At 71.5% G+C, this 26,497-nt stretch carries 22 protein-coding genes; 12 read left to right on the top strand and 10 right to left on the bottom strand.

Annotated features, from left to right (window positions below; translation table 11 throughout):
* The first annotated feature begins 120 nt into the window (after positions 1–120).
* Positions 121–2,247 (top strand): SpoIIE family protein phosphatase, encoded by a 2,127-nt coding sequence (locus ACH4VO_RS14020; RefSeq protein ID WP_360997898.1) that lies wholly within the window; start codon positions 121–123, stop codon positions 2,245–2,247.
* Here the strand turns inward: ACH4VO_RS14020 and ACH4VO_RS14015 are convergent.
* The 3 genes from ACH4VO_RS14015 to ACH4VO_RS14005 all read right to left on the bottom strand — a co-directional run bounded on the left by ACH4VO_RS14015 (position 2,242) and on the right by ACH4VO_RS14005 (position 4,932).
* Positions 2,242–3,297, bottom strand: a complete 1,056-nt coding sequence (locus ACH4VO_RS14015; RefSeq protein ID WP_360997900.1) for an AI-2E family transporter — start codon at positions 3,295–3,297, stop codon at positions 2,242–2,244. The genes ACH4VO_RS14020 and ACH4VO_RS14015 overlap by 6 nt on opposite strands.
* Before the next feature lie 87 nt (positions 3,298–3,384).
* Complete coding sequence (locus ACH4VO_RS14010) at positions 3,385–4,341, bottom strand: pirin family protein (protein ID WP_360997902.1); 957 nt, start codon at positions 4,339–4,341, stop codon at positions 3,385–3,387.
* 153 nt (positions 4,342–4,494) lie between these two features.
* Positions 4,495–4,932, bottom strand: a complete 438-nt coding sequence (locus tag ACH4VO_RS14005; protein ID WP_069171707.1) for an SseB family protein — start codon at positions 4,930–4,932, stop codon at positions 4,495–4,497.
* Positions 4,933–5,097: 165 nt separating this feature from the next.
* Here ACH4VO_RS14005 and ACH4VO_RS14000 point away from each other — a divergent pair, with 165 nt between their 5' ends.
* The 5 genes from ACH4VO_RS14000 to ACH4VO_RS13980 all read left to right on the top strand — a co-directional run bounded on the left by ACH4VO_RS14000 (position 5,098) and on the right by ACH4VO_RS13980 (position 12,633).
* Entirely contained in the window at positions 5,098–6,924 is a 1,827-nt protein-coding gene (locus ACH4VO_RS14000) for an acyl-CoA dehydrogenase (protein WP_360997904.1), read from the top strand.
* A gap of 177 nt (positions 6,925–7,101) precedes the next feature.
* A complete protein-coding gene (locus tag ACH4VO_RS13995) occupies positions 7,102–8,400 on the top strand; it encodes a M18 family aminopeptidase (protein WP_360997905.1) in 1,299 nt (432 codons plus the stop codon).
* 104 nt (positions 8,401–8,504) lie between these two features.
* On the top strand, positions 8,505–8,726 hold the full coding sequence (locus tag ACH4VO_RS13990) for a DUF6458 family protein (protein WP_069171704.1): 222 nt from the start codon (positions 8,505–8,507) through the stop codon (positions 8,724–8,726).
* Positions 8,727–8,851: 125 nt separating this feature from the next.
* On the top strand, positions 8,852–11,785 hold the full coding sequence (locus tag ACH4VO_RS13985) for a BTAD domain-containing putative transcriptional regulator (protein WP_360997907.1): 2,934 nt from the start codon (positions 8,852–8,854) through the stop codon (positions 11,783–11,785).
* 146 nt (positions 11,786–11,931) lie between these two features.
* Positions 11,932–12,633: a DUF4232 domain-containing protein gene (locus tag ACH4VO_RS13980; RefSeq protein ID WP_360997909.1), complete on the top strand. Its 702-nt coding sequence runs from the start codon at positions 11,932–11,934 to the stop codon at positions 12,631–12,633.
* A gap of 4 nt (positions 12,634–12,637) precedes the next feature.
* Here ACH4VO_RS13980 and ACH4VO_RS13975 read toward each other — a convergent pair whose 3' ends face one another.
* Positions 12,638–14,449 carry an NHL domain-containing thioredoxin family protein gene (locus ACH4VO_RS13975; RefSeq protein WP_360997911.1) on the bottom strand — a complete coding sequence of 604 codons (1,812 nt, stop codon included), beginning with the start codon at positions 14,447–14,449 and terminating at the stop codon, positions 12,638–12,640.
* A 64-nt stretch (positions 14,450–14,513) separates the two neighbouring features.
* Here ACH4VO_RS13975 and ACH4VO_RS13970 point away from each other — a divergent pair, with 64 nt between their 5' ends.
* Complete coding sequence (locus ACH4VO_RS13970) at positions 14,514–15,008, top strand: LURP-one-related family protein (protein ID WP_360997913.1); 495 nt, start codon at positions 14,514–14,516, stop codon at positions 15,006–15,008.
* Between the two features lie 51 nt (positions 15,009–15,059).
* Here ACH4VO_RS13970 and ACH4VO_RS13965 read toward each other — a convergent pair whose 3' ends face one another.
* Entirely contained in the window at positions 15,060–15,851 is a 792-nt protein-coding gene (locus tag ACH4VO_RS13965) for a carbon-nitrogen family hydrolase (protein WP_360997915.1), read from the bottom strand.
* 199 nt (positions 15,852–16,050) lie between these two features.
* Between ACH4VO_RS13965 and ACH4VO_RS13960 the strand changes: the two genes are divergently transcribed.
* A complete protein-coding gene (locus ACH4VO_RS13960) occupies positions 16,051–16,875 on the top strand; it encodes a maleylpyruvate isomerase family mycothiol-dependent enzyme (RefSeq protein ID WP_360997917.1) in 825 nt (274 codons plus the stop codon).
* A gap of 137 nt (positions 16,876–17,012) precedes the next feature.
* Here the strand turns inward: ACH4VO_RS13960 and ACH4VO_RS13955 are convergent, their stop codons facing one another.
* The gene (locus ACH4VO_RS13955; protein ID WP_360997918.1) at positions 17,013–18,320 is read right to left on the bottom strand and encodes an MFS transporter; all 1,308 of its coding nucleotides are present in this window, start codon (positions 18,318–18,320) and stop codon (positions 17,013–17,015) included.
* A complete protein-coding gene (locus ACH4VO_RS13950; protein ID WP_360997919.1) occupies positions 18,317–19,000 on the bottom strand; it encodes a GntR family transcriptional regulator in 684 nt (227 codons plus the stop codon). The genes ACH4VO_RS13955 and ACH4VO_RS13950 overlap by 4 nt, the downstream gene beginning before the upstream one ends.
* Positions 19,001–19,231: 231 nt before the next feature.
* Here ACH4VO_RS13950 and ACH4VO_RS13945 point away from each other — a divergent pair, with 231 nt between their 5' ends.
* Positions 19,232–20,131: a D-alanyl-D-alanine carboxypeptidase gene (locus ACH4VO_RS13945; protein ID WP_360997921.1), complete on the top strand. Its 900-nt coding sequence runs from the start codon at positions 19,232–19,234 to the stop codon at positions 20,129–20,131.
* 72 nt (positions 20,132–20,203) lie between these two features.
* Here ACH4VO_RS13945 and ACH4VO_RS13940 read toward each other — a convergent pair whose 3' ends face one another.
* From ACH4VO_RS13940 to pdhA, 3 genes are read right to left on the bottom strand one after another with little or no spacing between them, the layout of a single operon-like run.
* The gene (locus ACH4VO_RS13940) at positions 20,204–21,607 is read right to left on the bottom strand and encodes a dihydrolipoamide acetyltransferase family protein (RefSeq protein ID WP_360997923.1); all 1,404 of its coding nucleotides are present in this window, start codon (positions 21,605–21,607) and stop codon (positions 20,204–20,206) included.
* 11 nt (positions 21,608–21,618) lie between these two features.
* Positions 21,619–22,599, bottom strand: a complete 981-nt coding sequence (locus ACH4VO_RS13935) for an alpha-ketoacid dehydrogenase subunit beta (RefSeq protein ID WP_360997925.1) — start codon at positions 22,597–22,599, stop codon at positions 21,619–21,621.
* A 2-nt stretch (positions 22,600–22,601) separates the two neighbouring features.
* Complete coding sequence (pdhA, locus tag ACH4VO_RS13930; protein WP_069171694.1) at positions 22,602–23,750, bottom strand: pyruvate dehydrogenase (acetyl-transferring) E1 component subunit alpha; 1,149 nt, start codon at positions 23,748–23,750, stop codon at positions 22,602–22,604.
* 346 nt (positions 23,751–24,096) lie between these two features.
* On the opposite strand from pdhA, the gene ACH4VO_RS13925 reads away from it, so the two are divergent.
* The 3 genes from ACH4VO_RS13925 (at position 24,097) to ACH4VO_RS13915 (ending at position 26,478) form a co-directional block, all read left to right on the top strand.
* Positions 24,097–24,756: a response regulator transcription factor gene (locus tag ACH4VO_RS13925; protein ID WP_360997927.1), complete on the top strand. Its 660-nt coding sequence runs from the start codon at positions 24,097–24,099 to the stop codon at positions 24,754–24,756.
* 200 nt (positions 24,757–24,956) lie between these two features.
* Complete coding sequence (locus tag ACH4VO_RS13920; protein WP_360997928.1) at positions 24,957–25,397, top strand: pyridoxamine 5'-phosphate oxidase family protein; 441 nt, start codon at positions 24,957–24,959, stop codon at positions 25,395–25,397.
* A gap of 25 nt (positions 25,398–25,422) precedes the next feature.
* Positions 25,423–26,478 carry a phosphotransferase gene (locus tag ACH4VO_RS13915; protein ID WP_360997930.1) on the top strand — a complete coding sequence of 352 codons (1,056 nt, stop codon included), beginning with the start codon at positions 25,423–25,425 and terminating at the stop codon, positions 26,476–26,478.
* The last annotated feature ends 19 nt before the right edge of the window (positions 26,479–26,497 follow it).

The raw sequence follows: 26,497 nt of genomic DNA, 5'->3' as shown, positions 1-26,497 counted from the left end.
TGCCCTGGACGCCGCAGGCCCCGGGACGGCCGCCGGAGAAGGGCGGCCACGTGCCCGAACGCCCATCAGGCGGCTGCCTCTCGGTGGCGTCCGCGGAGAATATCTTCATAAAGTGGGGCAATGCGCACCGAGGAGATCCTGGCTGCGATCCAAACCGGGCTGTGGAGCTGGGACAGCTCGGCGGGCACCGTCTCGCTCGACGCCGAGGCGGCCCGGCTGCTCGGACTGCCCGCCGAGCCCACGGTCCGTCCTGGGGAGGAGGTGCGTCCCCGCTTCCACCCGGCCGACTGGGACGAGATCGACGGAGTGGTGAACTTCGCCATCGCCGAGGACACGGTCGCCGAGGCCAGGCTGCGCGTGGTGGACGACGGGGGGACGGTCCTGCGCACGGTACGCAGCCGGTCGAAGCCCGTCCCCGTAGGGCCGCCCGCCGGTCCTGACGAGTACGTGCTGATGGGCACCCTGGAGGAGGTCGCCGGCGCCTCGGACGCCACCGCCGTGCGCACGCCCCTCACCGGCGACTGGCGCCGCTCGCGCGAGGCCTTCCTGCTGGACGCGGGGCGGGCACTGGCCGAGGCCGCGTCGACCGAGGAGGTGCTGCGGGTCGCCGGTTCGCTCTCCATGCCCGGGTTCTCCCCGAACGGGCTCGCCGTCTTCGGGGTGTCGGGCGACCGCCTGACGGTGATCGGACACTACGGGCCCGACGACGGGGACGACGAACCGTTCACCGACATGCCGCTGGACACCGACTACCCGGCCGCCGAGGCCGTCCGGACGGGGCAGGCCATCTACCTCTCCTCCCCCGAGGAGTACCGCAGGCGCTTCCCCGTCACCTGGCCGCTCGCCCGGCCCTTCGAACGCCGCTCGTGGGCTTTCCTGCCGCTCATAGCGGCGGGCCACACCATGGGCGCCTGGATGGCCGGCTTCCGGCACAGTGTGGCCTTCTCGCCCGACGAGCGCTCCGTACTGACGACGGTGGCCCGGATGCTGGCCCAGGCACTGACGCGGGCCGGGGCCGCGGAGACCGAGCGCGCGCTGTCCCTGGGGCTGCAGAGGGCGATGATGCCGTCCCTGGGGCCCGGCATCCCGGGCCTGCGCGTGGCCGCGCGCTACATCCCGACCGGTGGCGGGCTCCAGGTCGGCGGCGACTGGTACGACATGATCCAGCTCCCCAACGGCCGTATCGCCCTCGTCATCGGTGACGTCCAGGGCCACGACATCCGCGCCGCCGGGCTGATGGGCCAGCTCCGGATCGCGCTGCGGGCCTACGCCGCCGAGGGCCACCGCCCCGACGCGGTGCTCTCCCGGGCCTCGCGCTTCCTGGCCGGCCTCAACGACGCGTACGAACCCGTGGACGGCGAGGACGCACTCACCGCGGCACGCTTCGCCACCTGCCTGTACGCGGAGGCCGACCCGGACACCGGCACCCTCGACATCGCCCGCGCGGGCCATCCGGACCCGGTGGTGGTCAGCGTCGACGGCACCGCGGTGATCCGGCAGACCGCGGGCGGCCTGCCGCTCGGGATCGAGAAGGACACCGACTATCCGACGACGCAGGTTCTCCTGGAGCCGGGGGAGACGATCATGCTCTGCACGGACGGGCTCATCGAGACCGGCGGGCACGACATGGCCACGGGGTGGACGCGGCTCCGGCCGATCCTGGAGAAACCCGCCGAGGAGCTGGAGGCGCTCGCCGACGCGCTGGTCCAGGCCGTGCACGGCCCGGGTTCGCATTACCTGACCGGCCCCCTGGTGGACCGGCGCGAGGACGACATCGCCGTTCTGGTGCTGCGCCGGGAGGGGGCGCGGACGCGCCGGCAGCCGGGGCGCCGTTCGGCGATGATCATCGCGCAGGCGGAGCCCGAGCGGGTCTCCGCCGCCCGCGAGCAGGTACGCGCGCTGCTGCACGACTGGGCCGACGGGGAGCAGGTCGACTCGGCGGTGCTCATGGTCTCCGAGATGGCCACCAACGTCCTCGTCCACACGGACGGGGACGCGCTGCTGATCGCCGAGCTGACCGGCGAGCGCGGTGAGCGGCGGCTGCGCGTCGAGGTGGCCGACGCCAGCGACGAACTGCCCCACAAGCGGCGGCCGGGGGAGATGGCGTCCAGCGGGCGGGGGCTGCTGCTGATGGAGATGCTCGCCGACGCGTGGGGGGTGGACCCGCAGGGCGAGGGGAAGTGCATCTGGTTCGAGCTGTACGAGTCTCAGGACCCCGCGGAACTGCGCGTGGCCGGCGCCTCATGAGCCTTCCGGGGCCCCGTCACCCTTCCGCAGCTCGCCGATGATGCCGAACGCCGCCGCGCACAGGGGCACCGCGAGCAGCATGCCCAGCAGGCCCGCCACGCTCGCGCCCGCGGTCAGCGCGATGAGGATCATGGCGGGGTGCATGTGGACCGTGCGGCTCTGGATGACCGGCTGCAGCACGTGCCCCTCGAGCACCTGGACCGCGAGCACCACGCCCAGCGCCCAGAGCGCGATCACGAACCCGCGGTCGGCGAGCGCGACCAGGACGGCGACGGCGCCGGAGACGAAGGCCCCGAGATACGGGATGTAGGCGCCCACGAAGACCAGCGCACCCAGCCCCACCGCGCCCGGGACCCGCAGGATCAGCAGGCCTGCCGTGATGCACGCCGCGTCGATCAGGGCGATGAGGGTGGTGCCCCGCATGAACCCTTCGACGGCCCCGAAGGCCCTGCGCCCCATCGCCTCCACCACGTCTCCGGTGCCGCGCGGTGCGACGGTGCGCAGGAGGTGAGCGGCGCGGTCGGCGTCGCGCAGGAAGAAGAAGGTCAGCAGCAGGGCCAGGACGGCGGTGGCCGTGAGGGAGCCGATGACGCTGATGCCGGTGAGCAGACCGCCCGCGGCACTCGCGCCGAACTTCCCGACAAGGGTCCTGGCGTTGGCCGCGAGGTCGTTCACGTCGGCGACACCGGCGACGTCCAGGTGGTCGATGACCCACTGCCCGGCCTGCTTGAGCGAGTCCACGATCTGGCCGCCGGTGTCGACGAGGGCGGTGACGACGATGTAGCCGGCGCCCCCCACCACCGCGACGAGCGCCGCACAGGTCAGCCCGGCGGCCACGGACCTGTTCAGTCCGCGCGCGGTCAGCCGGCGGTGGACCGGTCCGAGCAGCGCCGTACCGAGCAGGGCGAGGAGGACCGGGGTGACCGCCGTCTTGAGCGCGATGACCAGCCAGACGGCAACCGCCGCGACACCGGCCACCAGGAGCAGGACACCGCACCAGGCGGCCGTGCGCCGGGCGCTGTCGGGCAGGAGGCGCTTGCGGGTAGGCACTCTCCCACCCGAACACGCGGGGGCAGCGGTGTCCCGCCCGTACGGGCGTACGGGTGACGGCTCGTCACCCGTACGCTCCGCCTTCTGTCACATGCCGTGCACGGCGGGCACCGTGCCGAGGCGGCCGGCCTGGAAGTCCTCGAAGGCCTGCTGGAGCTCGGCCTGGGTGTTCATCACGAACGGCCCGTAGTGCGCCATGGGCTCACGGATCGGACGCCCGCCGAGCAGCACGACCTCCAGGTCCGGGGTGTTGCCGTCCTGCGTCTCGTCGGCACGGAAGGTCATCGAGGACCCTGCGCCGAAGACCGCGGTCTGGCCCATGCGGACGGGGCGCCGCTCCGCGCCCACGCTCCCGCGTCCAGCGAGGACGTACGCGAGGCCGTTGAAGTCCTCGCGCCACGGCAGCGTCACCTCGGCGCCCGGCCGCACGGTCGCGTGGATCATGGAGATCGGGGTGTGGGTGATGCCCGGGCCCTCGTGTCCGTCGAGGTCGCCGGCGATGACACGCAGCAGCGCGCCGCCGTCCGGGGAGGCGAGGAGCTGAACCTGTCCGCCCCGGATGTCCTGGTAGCGCGGGGCCATCATCTTGTCGGCCTTCGGCAGGTTCACCCAGAGCTGGAGGCCGTGGAAGAGGCCGCCCGACATGACGAGGCGCTCCGGGGGCGTCTCGATGTGGAGGAGGCCCGAACCGGCCGTCATCCACTGGGTGTCGCCGTTCTCGATCGCGCCGCCGCCCCCGTTGCTGTCCTGGTGGATGAAGCTGCCGTCGATGATGTAGGTGACGGTCTCGAAGCCGCGGTGCGGGTGCCAGGGCGTTCCCTTCGGCTCGCCCGCCGCGTACTCCACCTCACCCATCTGGTCCATCATGATGAACGGGTCGAGGTGCCGGTAGTTGATCCCGGCGAACGCGCGGCGCACCGGAAACCCCTCCCCCTCGAAGCCGGACGGGGCGGTCGTGACCGTCAGCACCGGTCGGGCCACGGCGTCGGCCGGGGCGGTGACCTTGGGCAGGGTCAGCGGATTTTCGACGGTCACTGCGGGCATGGGAGCCACCTCCGGAGGTCTTGCGTCCAATTTAGTTGAACAGTGAACATCTAGCAAGGTGGCAAGCATTCCCGAGGCCCCCGGCCAGCGAAAAGGCCCGGTCCGGGAGCACCCCACTCCCGGACCGGGCCCACCGCCCGCGCGCCGCCGCCCTCAGCCGTACATACGGCGCATCGCGAAGTCGACCATCTGCTCCACCGCCTTGGCGTCGAACACCATGCGGTGGTCACCCTCCATGTCCAGTACGAAGCCGTAGCCGGTCGGGAGGAGATCGATCACCTCGGCGCCGGTGATCACGAAGTACTTGGACTCCTTGCCCGCGTACCGCCGGAGCTCCTTGAGCGTGGTGAACATCGGGATCACCGGCTGCTGGGTGTTGTGGAGAGCCAGGAAACCCGGGTTGTCGCCGCGCGGGCAGTAGACCTTCGACGTGGCGAAGATCTGCTGGAAGTCCTCCGCGGACAGCGAACCGGTCGTGAAGGCCCGAACCGCGTCGGCCAGGGACGGCGGCGAGGGCTCCGGGTACAGCGGCTGCTCGTAGCCGCCACCCATCTGCTGCTGCGCGCCCGGGTTCTGGTCGTAGCCATACATGCGGCAAAGAGTAATCGGACACATCTGCACCTTGAGGGGTTGCGTCTTATTACTGACGGGTAGCATCATCGTGGAGTGAGCTGACACGCCCACGCCAGCCGTCGCCCGGTCCTCACTCCTCCACGGGGCGCTGCGCGCCACTGCTATTGATTACGGAGCCTTCCCATGGGGCACTACAAGTCGAATCTCCGCGACATCGAGTTCAACCTCTTCGAGGTCCTCGGGCGCGACAAGCTGTACGGCACCGGTCCGTTCGCGGAGATGGACGTCGACACCGCGAAGACGATCCTCGACGAGGTCACCCGCCTCGCGGAGAACGACCTCGCCGACTCGTACGCCGACGCCGACCGCAACCCGCCGGTGTTCGACCCCGAGACCAACACCGCGCCGGTCCCGGACTCCTTCAAGAAGTCCTACCAGGCGTTCATGGACTCCGAGTACTGGCGTCTGGGCCTGCCGGAGGAGATCGGCGGCACCACCTCCCCGCGCTCCCTGATCTGGGGTTACGCGGAGCTGCTGCTCGGCTCGAACCCGGCCGTCTGGATGTACTCCTCCGGCCCGGCCTTCGCCGGCATCCTCTTCGACGAGGGCAACGACGCGCAGAAGAAGATCGCCGAGATCGCCGTCGAGAGGCAGTGGGGCTCGACGATGGTGCTGACCGAGCCGGACGCCGGCTCCGACGTCGGCGCCGGCCGCACGAAGGCCGTCGAGCAGGAGGACGGCTCCTGGCACATCGAGGGTGTCAAGCGCTTCATCACCTCGGGCGAGCACGACATGTCGGAGAACATCCTCCACTACGTGCTGGCACGCCCCGAGGGCGCCGGCCCGGGCACCAAGGGCCTCTCCCTCTTCCTGGTACCGAAGTTCCACTTCGACTGGACCACCGGCGAGCTCGGCGAGCGCAACGGCGTCTACGCGACGAACGTCGAGCACAAGATGGGCCTCAAGGCGTCCAACACCTGCGAGATGACCTTCGGCGACCAGCACCCCGCCAAGGGCTGGCTGATCGGCGACAAGCACGACGGCATCCGCCAGATGTTCCGCATCATCGAGTTCGCCCGCATGATGGTCGGCACGAAGGCCATCGCCACCCTGTCGACGGGCTACCTCAACGCGCTGGAGTACGCCAAGGAGCGCGTCCAGGGCACCGACCTGTCGCAGTTCATGGACAAGACGGCGCCCAAGGTCACCATCACGCACCACCCCGACGTGCGCCGGGCCCTCATGACGCAGAAGGCGTACGCGGAGGGCATGCGCTCCCTCGTGCTGTACACCGCCTCCGTGCAGGACGCGATCCAGGTCGCCGAGGCCGCCGGCGACGACGCCAAGGCGCTGCACGGCCTCAACGACCTGCTGCTCCCGATCGTGAAGGGCTACGGCTCCGAGAAGTCCTACGAGCAGCTCGCGCAGTCGCTCCAGACCTTCGGCGGCTCGGGGTACCTCCAGGAGTACCCGATCGAGCAGTACATCCGGGACGCCAAGATCGACACCCTGTACGAGGGCACGACGGCGATCCAGGGCCAGGACTTCTTCTTCCGGAAGATCGTCCGCGACCAGGGCGCCTCCCTGAACGCCCTCTCCGAGGAGATCAAGAAGTTCCTCGCGGGCGCCCAGGACCACGAGGAGCTGTCCGGCGCGCTGGACAACCTCGCCAAGGCCGCCGTGGACCTGGAGGCGATCGTCGGCACGATGCTCACCGACCTGACCGCGACGGGCGAGGACGTCAAGAACATCTACAAGGTCGGCCTCAACACCACCCGCCTGCTCATGGCCTCCGGTGACGTCGTCGTCGGTTACCTGCTGCTCAAGGGCGCGGCCGTGGCCGCCGAGAAGCTGCCCACGGCCTCCGCCAAGGACGCCGCCTTCTACCAGGGCAAGATCGCCGCAGCGAAGTTCTTCGCCGCGAACGTCCTGCCGGGCGTCTCGGCCGAGCGCGCCCTGGCCGAGTCCGTGGACCACTCCCTGATGGAGCTGGACGAGGCCGCGTTCTGACGCACCTCGCACCCACCGCGTCCGGCCCGTCCCCCACCGGGGGCGGGCCGGACCCGTTCCTCCGCACCCGTACAGCGCCCGGAGGGTACGCACCGGCGTGAGCGCCCGGACGACGCCCCGGGGGCCGGAGCGGCCTGCGGTGAATCCTCCCGGGCCCCCGTCGTTACAGTGAAGAACATGAGCTCACGCCTCCGCTTCGACCGCGGGCACACCGACGACCTGATGACCTTCCTGATGGCCGGCCCTTCCCCGTACCACGCCGTCGCCGCCGCGGCGGCCCGGCTGGAGAAGGCCGGTTTCCGGCAGGTCGAGGAGACGGCGGCCTGGGACGCGTCCACGGGCGGGAAATACGTCCTGCGCGGTGGCGCGATCGTCGCCTGGTACGTACCGGAGGGCGCGGAGGCCCACACCCCGTTCCGGATCGCCGGGGCCCACACCGACTCCCCCAACCTGCGGGTCAAGCCGCTGCCCGACACCGGTTCGTACGGCTGGCGGCAGGTCGCCGTCGAGATCTACGGCGGCACCCTCCTCAACACCTGGCTCGACCGGGACCTCGGCCTGGCCGGACGGCTGTCGCTGCGCGACGGCACGCACCGGCTGGTCGACATCGACCGGCCGCTGCTGCGGGTGCCGCAGCTGGCCGTGCACCTGGACCGGTCCGCCAACACCGACGGGCTCAAGCTCGACCGGCAGAAGCACATGCAGCCGATCTGGGGGCTCGGTGACGTCGCGGAGGGCGACCTCATCCGCTTCGTCGCCGAGGAGGCCGGCGTCGACCCGGACGACGTCACCGGCTGGGACCTGATGCCGCACCCCGTCGAGCCGCCGGCCTACCTGGGCCGGGACCGTGAGCTGCTCGCCGGCCCCCGCATGGACAACCTGCTCTCCGTGCACGCCGCCACGGCCGCCCTGGCCGCCGTGGCCGCGCAGCCGGACGGCGAACTCCCGTACATCCCCGTGCTGGCCGCCTTCGACCACGAGGAGAACGGCTCCCAGTCCGACACCGGCGCGGACGGCCCGCTGCTCGGCACCGTCCTGGAGCGCTCCGTGTTCGCCCGCGGCGGCTCGTACGAGGACCGCGCGCGCGCCTTCGCCGGCACCGTATGCCTCTCCTCGGACACCGGCCACGCCATCCACCCCAACTACGGGGAGCGGCACGACCCGACCCACCACCCGGTCGTCAACGGCGGGCCGATCCTCAAGGTCAACGTCAACATGCGGTACGCGACCGACGGCGGCGGGCGTGCCCTGTTCGCGGCCGCCTGCGAGAAGGCGGGCGTGCCGTGGCAGACGTTCGTCTCCAACAACTCGATGCCCTGCGGCACGACGATCGGCCCGATCACCGCGGCCCGCCACGGCATCCGGACCGTCGACGTCGGCGTCGCGATCCTGTCGATGCACAGTGCCCGCGAACTGTGCGGCGCGGACGACCCGTACCTCCTGGCCGAGGCGATCGCGGCGTTCCTCGCCGGCTGACCTTTCCGTGCGTCAGTCCTCCTCACGGACATGGTTGTTGCGGAGCCGGGTACGCGACCCGTACACCGGCCCGGAGTCACCGGGCCGTCGAGGAGGCGGAAATCATGGGACTCGGAGGATGCATTCTCCTGATCGGTGCCGGGGCGATACTCGCGTTCGCCACCGATTGGCAGATGGACACCGTCAACGTCGACCTGGTCGGCTGGATCATGATGCTCGTCGGACTCGTCGGGGTCTTCGTCTACGTGAGCATCGCGCGGCGCCGCCGCATGGTCGTGCCGCCCACCACCACGGTCGTGACGGAGGAGGAGCGCCGCTACCCGTGACCCGGGCCGTCGGCCGGCCGGGTGCCACCGGGCCGGCGCGACCCTCCGCCGGGTCGGCGGCGACCCCGATATTCTGAGGGCCGACCCGGTCCCCGGGTGCGTCCCACCCGGAAGGAAAGCCGCTCGTGGAGTTCCGGCTGCTCGGCACGGTCTCCGTCGACACCCTCACCGGGCCGCTCCCCCTCGGGCCCGCCAAGCGCCGCAGTCTGCTGGCCGCGCTGATGCTTTCCGCCAACACCCCGGTGCCGGTCACCCGGCTGACGGAATCCCTGTGGGACGACGAACCCCCGCTGCACGCCCGCAGCGTCATCCAGGGCCACGTCTCACGGCTCCGCGCGCTCCTGGTGGGTGCTGACGCGTCCGCGTACGGCGTGGAACTGGTGACGCTCGGGGACGCCTACGTCCTGCGGGTGCCGGAAAGCCTCCTGGACTTCCAGCGGTTCGAGGAACTCCTGATGCTGGCCCGGCGGCAGCTGGGCGCCGACGACACCGTCGTGATGCTCCACGAAGCACTGGCGCTGTGGCAGGGACCGGCCCTGAGCGGAGTGTTCGCCGGATCCCCGCTCCAAGCCGCCGCCCACACACTGGAGGAGTCGAGGCTGGCGACGGTGGAACACCTCGCCGACGCCTACACCTCCTTGGGCGAGTACCACCGCGCCGCCGCCGTCCTGCGGACGGAGGCCGTCGCCCACCCGATGCGGGAGTCGCTCGCCGCCGCCCTGATAAGGGCGCTCTACCGGGCGGGGCGCCAGTCGGAGGCGCTCGACTGGTTCCACCGCACCAGGCGGCTGCTCGCCGACGAACTGGGCATCGACCCGGGACCCGGACTCGCCGACGCGTACGCGCTGATCCTGCGGGGCGGCCCGGTGCCCGGCGGCGTACGGGAGACGGGGCGGGAACCGGCGCGGGAGCGGAGGCGGGAACGGAGACCGGCCGGGGCCGGTGACGCCGCCGCCCGCCCCGGCTCCGCCGGAGGAGCCCGGACGACGCTCACGGCCCTGCCCGCGGTGAGCCCCGCCGAGGCGGCGGCCACCCCCCTGCGGGCCGTCGCCGGTGCCGGGAAGGCGGCCGGTCCGGCCGGGGAACAGGACGGGCTCCCCTCGCCGCACGTCCTCCACACCGTGCGCTCCGCCGAGTTCGCGCACCCCACCGACCTGCTGCCCCGCGCTCCCCGCGGCTTCCACGGACGTACGTCCGAACTCGCTGCGCTGACCCGGGCGGCGGCGGGTGAGGCACCCGTCTGCCTGGTCACCGGACCGGCCGGGGTGGGCAAGACCGCGCTGACCCTGCACTGGGCCCACCACAGCCCGGCCGCCTTTCCGGACGGCCGCCTCTTCGCCGACCTGCGGGGGTTCAGCGAGACCGGGGAAGCCGCCCTGACCGACGTCCTGCGCGAGTTCCTGCTCGCGCTCGGCGTCCCGTCGCGCCACGTCCCGGAGTCCGTCCCCGCCGCCGCCGCGCTCTTCCGCTCCCTGACCTCCCGGCGCCGGCTGCTCGTGATACTCGACAACGCCCGCGACTCCGCGACCGTCCGCCCCCTTCTCCCCGGCGGCTCCGACTGCGTCACGCTCGTCACCAGCCGCCACCGGCTGGAAGGCCTCATCGCCTCCGACGCGGCCCGTCCCGTCCCCCTCGACACCCTCGAACCGCACGACGGCACCGCTCTCCTGGCCGGGGTGATCGGCGACGAGAGGGTACGTGCCGAACCGGTGGCGGCCCGTCGGCTGGCCGAACTCTGCGGCGGGCTGCCCCTCGCCCTGCGCGTGACCGCCGCCCGGCTGGCCGGGCGCCCCCGGTGGACCCTGGCCGGCCTGGCCGACGAGCTGGCCGACGAACGCAACCGCCTGACCTACCTGGAAGTGGACGACACCGGGGTGTCGGCCGCTCTGCGGCTGACCGTCCAGCAGTTGCCGCCGGACGCGGTGCACCAGCTGGCCCGGCTCGGGCACCACCCGGGCAACCACGTCGACCCGTACACCTGCGCCGCTCTCGCGGGCACCGATCCCGTGCGGGCGGCCGCCGCGCTGGAACGGCTCGGTGCCGCCCACCTGGTGAACGAGACGGCACCCGGATGCTGGGTACTGCACGACCTGGTACGCCTCTACGCCCGCGGTATCGAACCCGAGGCCGGGCCCGAGGCCCTCGTCCGGGTCCTCGACCACTACATCGCCACCGCACTCGCGGCGGCCGACACCGCCGAGCCGGGCGGCGAGCCGTGCTTCGTCCTGCCGGACGACTACCACCGCCCCTCGGCGGTCAGGGACTTCACCGACCGGGAAGCGGCGATGAACTGGCTGGCGGCCGAGCGCGACGACCTGGCCCTGGCCGCCGTCGCCGCCCGCACCGCCGGGCTCCACGACCGGGCCTGGCGGATCATCCTGCTCCAGTGGCCGCAGGTCGTGTGGCGGGTCCGGGACAGCTGGACACCTCTCCTGCACCTCGCCCTGGAGTCCGCCCGTACTCAGAACGACCCCGCCGCCGAGTCGCGGGTGCTCAACCTCCTGGGCTGGGTACTGACCGAGGAGGGCCGGACCGCCGAGGCCGTCGCCCTGCTGGAGCGTTCGCCCGGACTCGCCCGGCAGGCAGGTGACCGGCTCGGCGAGGCGACCGCGCTGATCAACCTGGCCGTCGTCCAGGCCGGGCAGGGGGAGACCGCCACCGCCCTGGAGCGCTGCGGACTGGCTGTCCGGCTGGCCCGCGAGGAGCAGGACCGCCATACCGAGATGCTCGGGCTGCAGCACCTCGCCCGGATGCTGCTCACCGCGAACCGGCCGCTGGAGGCGCTGGAAGCCGCCCGGACGGCGCTCGACCTCGGGCCCGAGCACGAGGAGGCGGCACGCCGGGTGCTGCTGCTGACCGTGGCCGGGGAGGCCCGTCTGGCGCTCGGCGGGACGGAGGACGGAATCCGGCTGCTGGACCGGGCGGCGGGTGTCGCGGAGGAGGCCGGTTACGACGAGGGCGCCGTGGGAGCCCTGGAGGCCCTGCTGCGGGTGACCCCGCGGGAGGAGTACCGCGGACGGTACGAGCAGGCCCGCCGCAGGCTCACCGGCGAGTGCTGACCGCTCACGCAGCGCCACGTCAGCGGAACGTCAGCGGGACAGCAGCGATACGTGAGCGGCGGAGCCCAGACTGATGGATGTCAGCAGGCCGGCGGCGGATCGCTCGACCAGGCGATCGCCGCGCCGTTACTTCCGGGGGAATCTCCATGCGTACGTTCCGTAACCGCACCACCGTCCTCACCGCCGCGGCCACCGCAGTTCTCGCCCTGACCCTCACCGCCTGCGGTGACGACGGGACCGGCACGAAGTCCGGCGGCCCTGCGGCCGCCTCGAAGCCCGCGGCGTCCACGGCGCAGACCGGGACGGACACGAAGGGCGCCGGCACCACCGGGGACACCGGCACCGCGCAGGCCGCCGGCACCAAGACGTCCGGTGGGGCGACCACCACAGCCGCCAGGGGCACCGGCGGCTCCTCCTCGTCCTCCTCCGCCTCCGTCTGCACCACCAAGGACCTGAAGATCAGCGCGGCGACCCAGGACGGCCCGCCCTTCACCCACATCGTCCTGACGGCGAAGAACACCTCCGGCCACAGCTGCCGGATGGAGGGCTTCCCCGAGGTCCGCTTCCTGGAGAACGCCCGGGGCATCGCACCGGCGGTCGCCAGGAGCAAGCCCGCGGCCCCCGTGGTGCTCACGGCCGGCGCCCCCGCGTACGCGCTGGTGAAGCTGTCGGACGGCGGCATGGATGAGGACGTGGAGGCCGTGAAGGACTTCTCCGTCACGCTCCAGGGCAACGGCGGCATGGCCGTCGTGAAGGCTCCCGGCTCCGAGGGCATCGCCGTCGACCCCGCGAAGTGGGCGACGGGCTACTGGACGTACGAGCTGCGCGCCGGCGCCGACGACTTCTGAGCCGTCAGCCCCGCTCGTCCAGCCCGGCCAGCACCAGTGGCAGCCTGGCGTCCCCGTCGGCCGTGACGCGTACGGGGACGCCCCAGTCCTGCTGGTGCACATGGCAGGCCGGGTACTCGTTCGCCGGGTCGTCGTCACAGGACGCCGCCATCGCCGAGACGTGCAGGACCCCTTCGGTGAACCCGTCCGCAAGGACCAGGTCCCGGCCCAGGTCCGTACCCGGGCCGGACCCCTCCGCGAGCAGCTCGGGCGGGGTCGAGGAGACCAGCAGCCGGGTGGAGGGGCCGTACCGGGTGTCCAGCTTCTGCCCGGCGGGCGCCTGGAAGACGACGTCCAGCCGGAGGGTGCCGGGGGCGATGTCGGTGGCCGCGCGCCGGGTGCGGTGGGCCCGGTCCGCGACCCGCACGGCCTCCTCGGGAAGCCGCAGCCGGGTCAGCCGGTGCCGGGCGGACTCGACGACCACCAGGTCGCCGTCGACGAGCACCGCGTCGCTCGGCTCCCGCAGGTCCGTCGCCAGCGTGGTGACCTCGTCGGTCTCCGGGTCGTAGCGCCGCAGGGCGTGGTTGTACGTGTCGCTGACCGCGACGGAACCGTCGGGCAGGGCCGTGACGCCCAGGGGGTGCTGGAGGAGCGCCTGACCGGCCGGGCCGTCCCGGTGGCCGAAGTCGAAGAGCCCGGTGCCGACGGCGGTGTGCACGGCGCCTTCGACGTCCACGTACCTGAGCGCGGAGGTCTCCGAGTCGGCGACCCAGAGCCTGTCACCGGCCGCGGCCAGTCCGGACGGCTGGGCGAACCATGCCTCGGCGCCCGGCCCGTCGACCAGTCCCTCGTTGGTCGTCCCCGCGGCGACGCGCACGGTGCCCTGCCCGGGGTCGTACGTCCACAGCTGGTGCACCCCGGCCATGGCGATCCACAGCCGGCCGTCGAACCAGGCGATGTCCCACGGCGAGGACAGGTCCACCTCGGTGGCCGGCCCGTCGGTGGCGGAGCCCTGCCACCACTGGCGTCCCGTGCCGGCGAGGGTGGTCGTCGTGCCCGTGGCGAGGTCCAGGGCCCTGATCGCGTGGTTGACCGTGTCCGCGACGGCGATACGGCCGTCGGGCAGGACGGCGAGACCCTGCGGTTCGCTGAACCTGGCGTCGTCCGGGCCCCCGTCGGCGAACCCGCGCTCGCCGGTGCCGATGTGCCGGCGTACGGTCTCGCCGTCCGCGTCCAGCTCGACCAGGCGGTGGCGGGTCGTGTCGGAGACGAGGAAACCGCCGTCGGGCAGCAGGAGCGCCTTGCCCGGGAAGCGCAGATGGGTGGCGACCGGCTCCGGGGCCACGTAGGGGCCGTCCCCGCGGCGCAGGGTGCCCTTCGCGGCGTGCTCGGCCTCCAGCTCCTGCACGAGCTTCTCTATGGCGTGCGCATGTCCCTCACCGGCGTGCTGGGCGACGACGTAACCCTCCGGGTCCACCACGACGAGCGTGGGCCAGGCGCGCACGGCGTACTGCTTCCAGGTCGCGAGCTCGGGGTCGTCGAGGACCGGGTGGTGCACCCCGTAGCGCTCGACGGCGTCGACCACGGCCTGATGCTCGGCCTCGTGCACGAACTTCGGCGAATGGACACCGATGATCACCACGGTGTCGCGGTGCTTCTCCTCCAGCTCGCGCAGCTCGTCCAGGACGTGCAGGCAGTTCACGCAGCAGAACGTCCAAAAGTCCAGGATGACCACGCGTCCTCGCAGGTCGGCCAGGGTGTACTGCCGGCCGCCCGTATTGAGCCAGCCGCCCTTGCCGGTGAGTTCGGGGGCGCGGACGCGTGCACGTGCTGTCATGACACCAGTCAACATCACAGGGGCCTGCGCGCATTCCGGTGGGGCGTCGTGGAGTCTGTGAGCCATGAGACTTCTCGTGCGTGAGCGTCTGTTCGCCGTCGGAGACGACTACTGGATCGAGGACGCGGACGGGCACAAGCTCTTCCTCGTCGACGGCAAGGCGATGCGCCTCCGCGACACCTTCGAGCTGAAGGACGCGGACGGCCGGGTACGCGTGGAGTTCCGCCGGAAACTGCTGAGTCTGCGGGACTCGATGGTCGTCGAACGCGAGGGGGAGGCGCTCGCCCGGATCACGCGGAAGCGGCTCTCGTTCCTGCGCAACCACTACCGGGTGACCCTGGTGGACGGCACCGCACTCGACGTCAGCGGGAAGATCCTGGACCGCGAGTTCGGCATCGAGTACGACGGTGAACTGCTCGCCCGGATCTCCCGGCGCCGGCTCACCGTGCGGGACACGTACGGCATCGACATCGTCCGGGAGGACGCCGATGTGCCCCTGCTCGTCGCGGTGGCGGTGTGTGTGATCGTCCTCGCGGACAAGGAGCGCGAGGAGGGGTGAGGGCCGCGGGAACGCGCGTCGGGTTTCACGTGAAACCCGAGCGGCCGCCGGTCAGCGCGGCGGGGCGAGTCCGAGACGGCGGTCCTTGAGGGCCGGGAACTGCTCGCGCGTGGTGGCGGTCCTCGCCGGGTCGAACTCCACGGTGAGCACCTCCTCGGCCGCGCCGGCCTCGGCGAGGACCTCGCCCCACGGGTCGACGACGATGCTGTGCCCGGCCTGCTCGACACCCGCGTGGGTGCCCGAGGAGCCGACGGCCAGGACGTACGCCTGGTTCTCGACGGCCCGTGCCCGGGCCAGCAGGGTCCAGTGCGAGCGACGGCGCTCGGGCCAGCCGGCCGCGACGACGAGGGTCTCGGCCCCGGCGTCGACCAGTCCCCGGAACATCTCCGGGAAGCGCAGGTCGTAACAGGTGGCCAGCCCCAGGGTGGTCCGCGGCAGGGCGACCGTGACGAGCTCCTCGCCCGCGCCCATCATCACCGCCTCCCCCTTGTCGAAACCGAAGCGGTGGATCTTGCGGTAGACGGAGGTCCGCTCGCCCGCGGGCGAGAAGACGAGCGAGGTGTTGTAGAGGGTGCCGTCCTCGGCACGCTCCACGAAGGAGCCCGCGTGCAGCCACACCCCGGCCTCGGCGGCGGCCTTCGCCATCACGTCATGGGTGGCGCCCCGCAGCGGTTCGGCCTCGTCGGCGAACGCCGTGTAGGCGAAGGCGCCGACCGTCCACAGCTCCGGAAGGACCACCAGATCCACGCCCCGCTGGGCCACGACCAGCGAAGCCGCGCGTTCCCGACGGGAATTGACCGACTCGTCCGGGTTTACTGCGATCTGGATGAGGGAGGCGTGCACACTACCACCGTCCTGGCGTGGGGACCGTCAACGCGGGCCTACGATCGTCACACGAAAGCACTGCCGGGGTGCCTGCTCGCAGCGTAACTTAGCGAGCGAACCTCCCACGCAGCCCGCAGACAGCGCCGTCAGTGCCGGCCAGCCCGCCGGCACTCCCTGCTCTCCAGCCCATGCACCGCAGAACCGCACGAGGGGTCCCGTGACCGTCCATCCCAGCCTCCAGACCTACGCCGACGCCTGGACCCACTCCATCGAGTCGATAGCCGAGCTGGTCAAGCCGCTCGCCGAGGGGGAGTGGAACCGCCGTACGCCCTGCCCGGGCTGGTCGGTGCGCGACATCGTCTCGCACATCATCGGCATGGAGTGCGAGCAGCTCGGCGATCCGCGCCCGATCCACACGCTGCCGCGCGACCTCTACCACGTGCAGAACGACTTCCAGCGCTACATGGAGATGCAGGTCGACGTCCGGCGCCACCACACAGCACCGGAGATGACCTCGGAACTCGAGTACACGCTCATCCGGCGCATGCGTCAGCTGCGCAACGAGTCGCGCGCCCCGGAGACCATGGTGCGGGCACCGCTGGGGGCCGAGCAGACCCTGGAACTGGCCCTGCACCTGCGGGCCTTCGACGTCTGGGTGCACGAGCAGGACCTGCGTACGACGCTGGGTGAGCCGGGAAACCTGGACTCCCCCGGCGCTCTGGTCGCCCGTGACACGCTGCTGGCCGGGCTGCCGAAGGTGGTCGCCAAGGACGCGGGCGCACCCCACAATTCGGCCGTCGTCCTCGACGTGCACGGTCCCGTCGAGTTCCTGCGCACCGTCCGGGTCGACGGTGACGGCCGCGGATCGGTCGACGGTGCGCCGTCGCTCGGTCCCGCCGTGACGCTGGCGATGGACTGGGAGACGTACTACCGGCTGGCGTGCGGCCGGGTCCGGCCGCACGCGGTGCAGGACCGGATCAAGATCGAGGGCGACCAGGAGCTGGCGGCCGCGATCCTCCAGAACTTCGCCGTGACGCCGTGACGCCGTAGCAGCTGCTCCGTGGTGCGGTGCCGACGTGACTCCGTGGTGCCGAGGCGGGCCGGCCGCCGGGCCCGCGGGTGGGCCGGCCGGTGGCGCCCGTCCGGCCGGGACCGGGCGGGGGCGCCCCCGGACAGCGGTCAGACGGGCACGTGCACGGCTTCCACCCGGCTGACGACGTGGTGGTCGCGCTCCCTGTGCGTGGCGCGGGCGTGCAGCCGCAGGATCTGCGTGACGCCGATCGCCTCCAGGACGAAGACCGAGGCGAAGGCGACGCGGTAGTTGTCGCCCGTCGCGTCCAGCAGCACGCCGATCGCGAACAGCGTGGTCATCGAGGCGACGAACCCGCCCATGTTGACGATGCCCGAGGCGGTGCCCTGGCGCTCCGGCGGGTTCGCCGGCCGGCCGAAGTCGAAGCCGATCATCGACGCGGGGCCGCAGGAGCCGAGCACCACGCACAGGGTGACGAGCAGCCCCATGGGTGCGTGGTCACCGGGGTAGAAGATCGTGGACGCCCAGAGCAGCGCCGTCAGCGCGACCGTGCCGAGGGCGAGCGGGGCGCGTGCCGCGTGGTGCCGGGCGATGACCTGTCCGTAGACGAGCCCCACCACCATGTTGGAGAGGACGACGAGGGTGAGCAGCTCACCGGCCGTCCCCCTGCTCAGCCCCTGGGCCTCGACCAGGAAGGGCATGCCCCACAGGAGCAGGAAGACCATGGCCGGGAACTGCGTCGTGAAGTGCACCCACATGCCGAGCCGGGTGCCCGGCTCGCGCCACGAGGCGGCGATCTGCCTGCGGACGAACGAGGCACCGGCGTGCTGGACGGGTGGGGGCTCGTGGCCTTCGGGGTGGTCCTTGAGGAAGAGCAGCAGCAGGACGAGCACGACGAGCCCCGCGACGGCGCTGCCCGCGAAGGTGGCCGTCCAGCCGAAGCCGTGCAGCGCCCGGGCGATGACGAGGGTCGAGACGAGGTTGCCCGCCATGCCGAAGAGTGCGGCGACCTGCCCGATCAGCGGACCGCGCCGGGCCGGGAACCATCGGGCGCCAAGACGCAGCACGCTGATGAAGGTCATCGCGTCACCGCAGCCGAGGAGCGCGCGGGAGGCGAGCGCCGTTCCGTACGACGGGGAGAGCGCGAAGCCGAGCTGGCCGAGGGTGAAGAGGACCGCGCCGAGGGCGAGGACCTTCCTGGTGCCCAGCCGGTCGACCATCAGGCCGACGGGTATCTGCATGCCCGCGTAGACGAGGAGCTGGAGGATGGAGAACGTCGACAGGGCCGAGGCGTTGACGTCGAACCGGTCCGCCGCGTCGAGTCCGGCGACCCCCAGGCTGGTACGGAAGATGATGGCGACGAAGTAGACGGCGACCCCGATGCCCCAGATCCAGGCGGCACGCCGGCCGCCGGGCGGATCGCCGGGCAGGGAGAGAGTGGGGACGGGGGAGGTCACCGGTCATCACCCCGGACCAGGACCTTGACCCGGCTCACGTGGCGTCGTACGACCTGGGCGGCACCCTCCGCGTCACCGTTCCTGATGGCGTCCAGGAGCTCGCCGTGCTCAGTGATGTTGGCGGCGATCCTGCCGGGGTGCGCCTCCATCACGGCGACACCCATGCGCAGTTGGCGGTCGCGGAGCTGGTCGTAGAGGCGGGAGAGGATCTCGTTGCCGGCGTTCTTGACGATCTCGGCGTGGAAGCACCGGTCCTTGACGGAGACGGCCGCCAGGTCGCCGGCCTCGGCGAGCTGCCGCTGTTCCTCCAGGAGCTGCTCGAGGCGGGCGATCAGCCGCGGGGAGGCGGGCACGGCCTTGCGGGCGGTGAACTCCTCGACGAGCAGCCGGGTCTCCACGACGTCGGCGATCTCCTGGGCGGAGACGGCGAGCACGAGGGCGCCCTTCTTGGGGTAGAGCTTGATCAGCCCTTCGACCTCCAGGCGCAGCAGCGCTTCCCGTACGGGCGTGCGGGACACGCCGACGGCGTCGGCCAGGTCGCCCTCCGTGAGGAGCGTGCCGCCCTCGTAGCGGCGGTCGAGTACGGCTTGCTTGATGTGGGTGTAGACGCGCTCGGCGGCCGGGGGCTGCTTGACGGGGTTCTTCACGGGTGCGGCGGTGGCAGGGGGCGCGGCAGGCATGCGCACAGCATAGATACAACATGCGCGCATGACGGAGCCCGTCCGCGATGCGGGACATCACGACCGGATGCGCGCACGGCATCCACCCTGCCGGCCGCACTGCCTCCCGCACCCGGCCGCGACGACCGAAGTCGCCGCTCCGGCAGTACATCCATCTCCCCGGCTCATGAGTCTCACCACGGGGCGGCACCCTCATGTGGCCGCCAAACAGGGGTATTTGGAGCGTTTGACTTGAAAATCGGTCTTAAGGGCATAAACCGCGCAAACGTTGCCGCCACCGTGGCCCTCACCGCAGGCGCCGTCCTGGCCGGCAGCGCGTTCGCCACCACAGCTCAGGCAGCGACTCCGCCCACGCCGTCGATCACCGCCAAGGGCGGGTTCGTGATGGACAACGGCACCGCGAAGACGCTCTACACCAAAGCCGCGGACACCCGCCGCTCCACCGGTTCCACGACGAAGATAATGACGGCCAAGGTGGTGCTGGCCCAGAAGAACCTGAACCTGGACTCCAAGGTCACGATCCAGAAGGCGTACAGCGACTACATCGTCTCCAAGAACGCCTCCTCGGCCCGGCTCATCGTCGGCGACAAGGTCACGGTCCGTCAGCTCCTGTACGGGCTGATGCTGCCGTCGGGCTGCGACGCCGCGTACGCCCTCGCGGACAAGTTCGGCTCCGGCACCACGCGTGCCGCCCGGGTGAAGTCCTTCATCGGCAAGATGAACGCCAGTGCCCAGAGCCTCGGTCTGAAGAACACGCACTTCGACTCGTTCGACGGCATCAGCAGCGGGTCCAACTACTCGACGCCGCGCGACCTGACGAAGATCGCCAGCAGCGCCATGAAGAGCTCCACCTTCCGCGCGATCGTCAAGACGAAGTCGACGAAGCAGAAGGTCACGACGAAGAGCGGTGGCTACCGCTACATGTCGTGGACCAACACCAACCCGCTGCTCGGCAGCTACAGCGGGGCGATCGGTGTGAAGACCGGTTCCGGTCCGACGGCCAAGTACTGCCTGGTCTTCGCCGCGACCCGGAACGGCAGGACGGTCATCGGCACGGTCCTCACCGCAACCTCCGCGACCACCCGGTCGGCCGACGCGAAGAAGGTGCTGGACTACTCCTTCAAGAAGTAGGAGCCGTACGTACGGGAGAGGGGCCTGCCGCGTGCTGCGGCAGGCCCCTCGCTCGTTCCGGCTGCGGGGCCGTCAGGCCCAGGTGATCAGCCGCTTCGGCTGTTCCAGGATCGCCGCGACATCGGCGAGCACCTTGGAGCCGAGCTCACCGTCGATCAGCCTGTGGTCGAACGACAACGCCAGCGTGGTCACCTGACGGGGCTTCACCTTGCCCTTGTGGACCCACGGCTGCGGCTTGATCGACCCGACCGCGAGGATCGCGGACTCGCCCGGGTTGAGGATCGGCGTACCCGTGTCGACGCCGAAGACACCGACGTTGGTGATGGTCACCGTGCCGCCTGCCATGGCCGCCGGGGAGGTCCTGCCCTCGCGTGCCGTGGAGACCAGTTCGCCCAGGGCCCCGGCCAGTTCGGGCAGGGTCTTGTCGTGCGCGTCCTTGATGTTCGGCACGATCAGACCGCGCGGGGTGGCCGCGGCGATGCCCAGGTTGACGTAGTGCTTCTGCACGATCTGCTGGCCGGCCTCGTCCCAGGCGGCGTTGACCCCGGGGTTCCGCCTGATCGCGACGAGGAACGCCTTGGCGATGACCAGGAGCGGATTGACCCGCAGCCCCGCCATGTCCTTGTCTTCCCTGAGCTCAGCCACCAGCTTCATCGTGCGCGTCACGTCGACGGTCACGAACTCCGTGACGTGCGGCGCCGTGAAGGCGCTGCCGACCATGGCCTGGGCCATGGCCTTGCGTACTCCCTTGATGGGGATGCGCGTCTCCCGGCCCGCCTCCGCCACGGGGACGGCGGCGGGTTCGGGGGCGGCGGTGGCCGCCGGAGCCTGTGCGGGGGCCTCGGCGGGGGCCGGGGCAGCCGCCGCGTGGACGTCCTCGCGCGTGATGACACCGCCCTCGCCGGTCGGGGTGACCGTCGCCAGGTCGATCCCCAGGTCCTTGGCCAGCTTGCGCACCGGCGGCTTGGCGAGCGGACGGCTCTGCGGCACGGCGGCGCCGTGGCCGTTGATCTCGGCCTGGACGGCCGCGGCGGCCGGGCCCGGGACGGCGGCCCCCTTGCGGGCGCGCCGCTTCGTGGAGGTCTCGGCCACGCCGTACCCGACCAGCACCGGCTGGCGGCCCTTGGGGGCCTCCGGCCCGGGCTCCGGTACGGGCTCCTGCACCGGCTCCGGCACGGCCGCCGGGGCCGCGGGGGCGTCACCGCTGCCGGGCTCCACGTCCACCGCGATGATCACCTGGCCCACGTCGACCGTGGCGCCCTCGGGGAAGCGCAGCTCGTGCACCACCCCGTCGAACGGGATCGGCAGTTCCACCGCGGCCTTGGCCGTCTCGACCTCGCACACGACCTGTCCGTCGGTGACGGTGTCGCCGGGCTGGACGAACCACTTGAGGATTTCCGCCTCGGTGAGTCCCTCGCCCACGTCGGGCATCTTGAACTCACGGAAACGGGCAGACGTCTCGGTCATCGTCGTCACGGACTTTCTCCTCAGTACGCCAGCGAGCGGTCGACGGCGTCGAGCACCCTGTCGAGACCCGGCAGGTACTCGTCCTCGAGCCGGGCCGGCGGGTAGGGGGCGTGGTAGCCGCCGACCCGCAGTACCGGTGCTTCGAGGTGGTAGAAGCAGCGCTCGGTGATCCGGGCCGCGATCTCGGCCCCGGAGCCGTAGAACACCGGTGCCTCGTGGACCACCACGAGGCGCCCGGTCTTCTCGACCGACGCCTGGACGGTGTCGAAGTCGATCGGGGACATCGACCTCAGGTCCAGGACCTCGAGCGACTTGCCCTCCTCCTGCGCGGCGGCGGCGGCCTCCAGGCAGACCTTCACCATCGGGCCGTACGCCACCAGCGTGAGGTCGGAGCCCTCGCGGGCCACGGCGGCCTTGTGCAGCGGGCCGGGGATGGCCTCGGTGTCGAGCTCCCCCTTGTCCCAGTAGCGCCGCTTGGGCTCGAAGAAGATGACCGGGTCGTCGCTCTGGACCGCCTGCTGCATCATCCAGTAGGCGTCGTTGGCGTTGGACGGGGAGACGACCTTCAGACCCGCCACGTGGGCGAAGAGGGCCTCGGGCGACTCACTGTGGTGCTCGACGGCACCGATGCCGCCGCCGTACGGGATGCGGACGACGACCGGCATCTTGACCTTGCCGAGCGCGCGGGCGTGCATCTTGGCGAGCTGCGTGACGATCTGGTCGTACGCGGGGAAGACGAAGCCGTCGAACTGGATCTCGACCACCGGGCGGTAGCCGCGCAGGGCCAGACCGATCGCCGTACCGACGATGCCGGACTCGGCGAGCGGGGTGTCGATGACCCGGCCCTCGCCGAAGTCCTTCTGGAGGCCGTCCGTGATGCGGAAGACCCCGCCGAGCTTGCCGACGTCCTCCCCCATGACGAGGACCTTGGGGTCGGTCTCGAGAGCCTTGCGCAGCGACTCGTTGAGCGCCTTCGCGATGGACATCTTCTGGGCGGCCATGGCTAGTTGCCCTCCTCGGCGAACGATGCCTGGTAGGCGGCGAACTGCGCCCGCTCCTCGTCGACCAGCGGGTTGCCGTCGGCGTAGGTGTGGTCGAAGATCGCCAGCGGGTCCGGGTCGGGCATGGCCCGCACCGCTTCGCGGACCCGCTTGCCGAGGGTCTCGCTCTCCTCCTCCAGCGCCGTGAAGTACGCGGCGTCGGCGAGGTCCTGCTTCTCCATGTACGTGCGCAGACGAAGGATCGGGTCCTTGGCCTCCCACGCCACCCGCTCCTCGTCCGCGCGGTACTTGGTCGGGTCGTCGGAGGTGGTGTGGGCGCCCATGCGGTAGGTGAACGCCTCGACGAGGGTGGGTCCCTCGCCCCGGCGGGCGCGCTCCAGCGCCGACCTGGTGACGGCAAGGCACGCGAGTACGTCGTTGCCGTCGACCCGGACGCCGGGGAAGCCGAAGCCCTGGGCACGCTGGTAGAGCGGCACCCGGGTCTGCTTCTCGGTCGGCTCGGAGATGGCCCACTGGTTGTTCTGGCAGAAGAACACGACGGGGGCGTTGTAGACCGCGGAGAAGGTGAAGGCCTCGGCGACGTCGCCCTGGCTGGAGGCGCCGTCACCGAAGTACGCGATGACGGCCGAGTCCGCGCCGTCCTTGGCGACGCCCATGGCGTAGCCGGTGGCGTGCAGGGTCTGCGAGCCGATGACGATGGTGTACAGGTGGAAGTTGTTCGTGTTCGGGTCCCAGCCACCGTGGTTCACACCGCGGAACATCCCGAGCAGATTGGTCGGGTCGACACCGCGGCACCAGGCGACGCCGTGCTCCCGATAGGTCGGGAAGACGTAGTCGTCGTCGCGCAGCGCCCGGCCGGAGCCGATCTGCGCGGCTTCCTGGCCCAGCAGCGAGGCCCACAGGCCCAGCTCGCCCTGACGCTGCAGCGCGGTGGCCTCGGCGTCGAAGCGGCGCGTCAGGACCATGTCCCGGTAGAGACCCCGCAGGTCGTCCGCGCTGAGGTCGATCTCGTAGTCCGGGTGCGTGACGCGTTCGCCCTCCGGCGTCAGCAGCTGTACCAGCTGGGGCTCGGAACTCTGTGGCGTCTTCGCGGCGCTGGTCCGCTTGCTGCTGCGTCGCGGTTTGCGCGCGGCAGTGCTCTCCACGGTCACGTGCGTGCTCCTCCGTCGGTCCGGCCCCCGGGATGGCCGGGAACCAGTGCGGCTCGCCTGTGGGAGGACCCGGGCACGGGGTGGGTGCCGCTCGGTCCGCAACAGGCGTGACAGGTGCCCCGGCGAGCGCCCTGTCATAGGCACGTTACCCAGTGCTTCGCATAACTGCGAAACACCTTGTGACCTGCGATTTTGCTTGGATTTCCAAGTAAATCGAAAAAATCGCGAAGTCCTGCTGGTCACAGCACTGGTAACGGCCGCGCAGGCCGCCGGAACAACGGCACGTTATCCCGGCCGTCGGCGGCAGGGAAGGGCGGACGGGAAAGGAGTGTGTGAGACTGCGATCGTGCGCGAAGATGGAAAAATCACTGTTTTTCTGCTTGATGACCATGAAGTCGTCCGGCGGGGCGTGCATGAGCTGCTCTCCGTCGAGGAGGACATCGAGGTCGTCGGCGAGGCCGGTACGGCGGCGGACGCGCTCGCCCGGATCCCCGCGACACGGCCGGATGTCGCCGTGCTGGACGTACGGCTCCCGGACGGGAGCGGCGTGGAGGTCTGCCGGGAGATCCGCTCCCGGGACGAGGGCGTCCACTGCCTGATGCTCACCTCCTACGCCGATGACGAGGCCCTGTTCGACGCGATCATGGCCGGCGCGTCCGGATACGTGCTCAAGGCGATCCGGGGCAGCGAACTGCTGAACGCCGTCCGGGACGTGGCGGCCGGCAAGTCGCTGCTGGACCCCGTGGCGACGGCACGCGTACTGGAGCGGCTCCGGGAGGGGAAGGACGGCAAGGGCGACGACCGGCTCGCCGGCCTGACCGACCAGGAGCGCAGGATCCTCGACCTGATCGGGGAGGGACTGACGAACCGGGTCATCGGGGAACGGCTGCACCTCGCCGAGAAGACCGTCAAGAACTACGTCTCCAGCCTGCTCGCCAAGCTCGGCATGGAGCGGCGCTCCCAGGCGGCGGCGTACGTGGCGCGGCTGCAGGCCGAGAAGCGCTGAAGGCGCGGGCGCTCCGGGCCGCTTCGGCGCCTCCGGGCCGCTTCGGTGCGGGAGGGGCCGGCGGTGCGGGAGGGGCCGGCGGTGCGGGAGGGGCCGGCGGTGCGGGAGGGGCCGGCGGTGTGCGGCCCGGGACTTTGGTCCCGGCGTACCGGGGGCGGCGGACCCTTACCCCGCTCCTACCGGTGCCGGACAGTGGGGGCATGCCGTCCTCCCATCCCTCCGACGAACGCCGCGCCATCGAACTGCTCGGCCGCGTCCCCTACGGCCGCCTGGCCACGAGCATGCGGGCCCTGCCCTTCCTGGCCGTGGCCCGGCACATCGTCGTCGAGGACCGGGTGATCCTCCGGATGCACCGCGGTCTCGGCTGCCACCGGTCGTGCGACGGCAGCGTCATCGCGTACGGGGCGGACAACTTCGACGCGCGGGATCCCGGCCGGCCCGGGGATCCCGGGGATCCTGCGGACCTGTGGTCGGTGCAGTTCACCGGGCCCGCGCAGATCGTGCACCCGGGCCCGGGGGAGCGCGCGCTCCTCGGCGGCGGCCCGGCGACGGTGAACGGCGAAGCCTTCGACCCCGTGTACCTCCGGCTCGATCCGCACGTGGTCCACATGCACACCCTGAGCTTCGACGCAAGTCCGTAAAACCAGCCACATAGCGTCACCTAACATGTGTCGCGTGCCGCGCTCATCTGTGACCCGTCCGCCTGTGCCTCCGGTCGGCCAGGTCCTGCACCGCTACCCCGGTACCGGTGAACCCCTCAGCTGCGAGCCCCTGACCAAGGGCCTGCTCAACCACGGCTACCGCGTCTCCACGACCCGTGGCCGGTACTTCCTCAAGCACCACCTCGACAAACACCACCTCGACGACGCGAGCGGCGACCACGCCACCATCGTCCGGCAGCACAGGGCCACCCAGCAGCTGCACTCCCTCGGTGTTCCCGTCGCCCCGCCGCTCGCGGCCACGGAGGGTGAGACGGTCACGGTCATCGACGGCCGGCACTACGCCCTGCACCCCTGGGTCGACGGTCTCCACCGGGACGGCGCCCAGCTGACGACGGCGCAGTCCCGGCGGCTCGGGGCGCTCCTCGGAGCCGTACACACCGGTCTGGAGTGCGTCATGGAAGCGGATCCGCCGCCTCCGGTACAGGAGCGGAGCCCGGACCCCGCCGACACCTTCGCACTGATCGACGAGTTACTGGCGGCGGCGCGGGGCAGGGGGCCGCGCGACGCGTTCGACGAGCTCGCCGTGCACCGTCTGACCGAGCGCCGCGCCCTGCTGGAGCGGCACGCCCACCGCCGGCCGCCGCCCCCCGGAGGCGCAGCCAGGGGCTGGGTGCACGGCGATTTCCACCCGTTGAACCTGCTCTACCGCGGCGCCGATCCGGTGGCGATCGTGGACTGGGACCGGCTCGGCGTGCAGCCGCGCGCGGAGGAGGCCGTGCGCGCGGCGGCGATCTTCTTCGTGCGGCCGGACGGCGAACTGGCTCTGGAGAAGGTACGGGCGTACTCCCGCGCCTACCGGCGTTCGGCCGGCGCGGGCGCGGCCGAACTGGCGGCTGCCGTGCACCGGGTCTGGTGGGAGCGGCTCAACGACTTCTGGATACTGCGCTGGCGTTACGGCCTCCACGACCGCAGGGCCGACCCGCAGTTCCCTGCAGTGTCGGCCCTGGCCGTGTGGTGGACGCGCGCCTACGAGGCGGTCAGCGAGGCCTTCACGGGGTGAGGCCCCGTAAAGGCCGCAC

Origin of the sequence: Streptomyces sp. NPDC020780 (genome assembly GCF_044334475.1) — a bacterium.
In the GTDB taxonomy this organism is placed as follows: domain Bacteria; phylum Actinomycetota; class Actinomycetes; order Streptomycetales; family Streptomycetaceae; genus Streptomyces.
This window is presented reverse-complemented; position numbering and strand designations above follow the sequence as displayed.